1 protein-coding gene and 2 pseudogenes are annotated in these 2,635 nt (G+C 70.8%); all 3 read left to right on the top strand.

Going from position 1 to position 2,635, the window contains the following annotated elements:
* Window positions 1-622: pseudogene (locus tag G6019_RS14840) on the top strand (hypothetical protein); the annotation flags it as partial.
* A 182-nt stretch (window positions 623-804) separates the two neighbouring features.
* On the top strand, window positions 805-2,127 hold the full coding sequence (locus G6019_RS14835) for a YncE family protein (RefSeq protein ID WP_182612389.1): 1,323 nt from the start codon (window positions 805-807) through the stop codon (window positions 2,125-2,127).
* A gap of 70 nt (window positions 2,128-2,197) precedes the next feature.
* Window positions 2,198-2,635: pseudogene (locus G6019_RS14830) on the top strand (FAD-binding oxidoreductase); the annotation flags it as partial.

The following is a 2,635-nucleotide window of genomic DNA, read 5'->3' as shown; positions in this document are numbered from 1 at the left end:
TCCCTCCCCCGTCCCGGGCCCGGATCCCGCCGAGCAGGCCCCGCACCCCCACGAACGACATGAGCAGTCCGGCTCACACCCGCCGTCCGGACCGGGGGGCGGGCCGGGCGGCGAGCGGTCGAGCGGCAGGACCGCGGCCGCGGTGATCGTCGGGGGATTGGCGCTCGTCGTCGTCGTCATCCTGGGGTTGGCACTCGTGGGCCCCGGATCCGACTCCGGCACGGGGCCCGCTGATTCTCCCCGGGGACCGTTGCCGCCGCAGGCCTGGCAGGCCCCCGAGCGCGCGCCGGGCGGGCTGTTCGACGTCGAGGGGCGGTTCACCGTGATGTCCTCCCCCGGCGAACCGGTCTCCGGCGACGGATCGGGCTGCGACCTGCCCCTCACGCTCTCGGACATCGGCGAGGGCACGCGGATCACGCTGTCCCAGGGGGTCTCGACGCCGCTCGGCAGCACCATGCTCGCCTACGAGGGGGGCGACCTCTCCTCCTGCACCTTCACCTTCGACTTCGGCGAGGTCCCTTCGGGTGCGCCCTTCTACCTGATCGAGATCCCCGGACGCGGTCAGCTCACCTACACCGAGGACGAATTGCGCGCGGGCGTGGACATCACGCTCGGGCGGTGAGGCACCCGGGTCCGCCGCGCCGGCTCGGCGGGACCCCATCGCCCGTCACCCCGCCGACCGGTTGACCTGGTGACCTGGTGGCCTGATGACCAGGTGAACCGTTGACCGCGCGAACCTCGCTCCGTACACTCCCCAATGCCAACCGGACACTTGTCCAGAAGACGTTGCCCTCGGGAGCCGCCGTGAACCGCCCGTCCGTCCTCGCCCGTGCCGCCGGCGCCCTCGCGCTCGCGGCGGCCACCGCTCTCGCCGGCGTCGTGTCCGCGCCGTCAGTCTCCGCCGCGACCGCCGAGTCCCCCTACGTGAACCCGGCCGAGGGCCTACGCAATGTGCTGTGGGTGGGCAACAACTGGGAGGGCACCGCGGACGCCGTGCAGCCGGACGGCGACTACCATCGGATCGCGCGGATCAACATCATCCCGGACCGCAACGAGCGCCTGGTGGAGATCCACCGCGACCCCGCCCGCCTCGCCCTGTACTACGGCATCCGCCAGATGGTCGGCGAGGGCCACGACCAGTACGTGGACGACATGTACTCGACCAAGGACGGCCGGAACCTCATCGTGTCCCGGCCCAGCTTCGCCGACGTGGTCTCGATCGACATCGTCACGGGCGAGATCGCCTGGCGGTTCCCTGTCCAGGGGTTCCGTTCCGACCACATGGCGGTGAGCCCGGACGGGTCGCAGGTCGCCGTCAGCGCCTCGACGGCCAAGGTCGTCCACGTCCTCGACACCGCCACCGGCCGGGAGATCGGCACCTTCCCCTCGGGGGACAACGCGCACGAGAACGCCTACATCAAGGGCGGCACCCAGATCGTCAACGAGTCGATCGGCAACGTGTGGACCCCGCTCGACCAGCCGTGGGCGGACGTCACCAAGGGCGAACGGGTGCTCCAGTTCGTCGACGCCGAGACCCTGCAGATCATCAAGCGCGTGGACCTGCGCGCCCGACTCGCCGAGGCCGGCCGTCCCGAGCTCAGCATCGGGGTGCGACCGATGACCTTCTCCCCGGACTACCGGTTCATGTACTTCCAGGTCTCGTTCTTCCACGGCTTCATCGAGTACGACATCGACGCCGACAAGATCACCCGCATCGTGGACCTGCCCATCACACCCGCCGGCGACGTACCCCGGGAGGCCCACCTGCTGGACTCCGGCCACCACGGAATCTCGATGAACCCCCAGGGCACCAAGATCTGCGTCGCGGGGACCATGAGCGACTACGCCACCGTGGTCGACCGGGAGACCCTGCAGCACGGGCCGCTGGTCTCGACCGGGCTCAAGTCCTACTGGGTCACCACCGACCTCACCGGGGACCACTGCTTCGTGTCCTGGGCCAAGAGCAACACGGTCAGCGTGCTGTCCTTCGAGACCGGAGAGGAGGTGGCCCAGATCCCCGTCGGGTACCACCCCCAGCGCATGAGGATCGGCGTGGCGCCGCGGGAATGGAACGGCAACCCGGTCCCGCTCCCCGAGCCGGGAAATCCCCTGCCCGTGTTCTCCTGACCGCCGGGACCGGCGCCGGCCGCTATCCTGGGGCACCGGCGGACACCGACGGCAGGGAGGAGGCGTGGGGGTGGTCAGAATCCCAGGGGAGGACGCCGACGACGCCCACTCCCGAGCCACGGACGACTTCTCCCGACCCACGGACGTCGAGCGCCTCGTGTCGGATATCGACCTGTCGCCGTTCCTCGGCCGGGCCGCCGACCCCACTGCCACGCCGCTCCCCGACCCCGTCCCGGTCTCCCCGGCCACCCCCCCGCTCCTGGCGCTCCGGGACCTCCTCCTCGATCCGAGGTTCACCGGCCTGTTCGCCCGCGCCCTGCGGGAGGCCGACCCGGATTTCCGCGAAATGTTCCCGCGTGACGCCTCCGGGGTACTCGGCGAATTCGTGCGCGCCATGACGTGGGCGCTCGAGACCGTCGAGAACGCCCGGGGGAACGAGGCCGAGGTAGCCCAGGTGGTGGAGTTCGCCCGCCACCTCGGCGCGGACCACCGCAAACTCGAACTGTCC

Source organism: Dietzia sp. DQ12-76, from assembly GCF_014145045.1.
GTDB lineage: Bacteria > Actinomycetota > Actinomycetes > Mycobacteriales > Mycobacteriaceae > Dietzia.
This window is presented reverse-complemented; position numbering and strand designations above follow the sequence as displayed.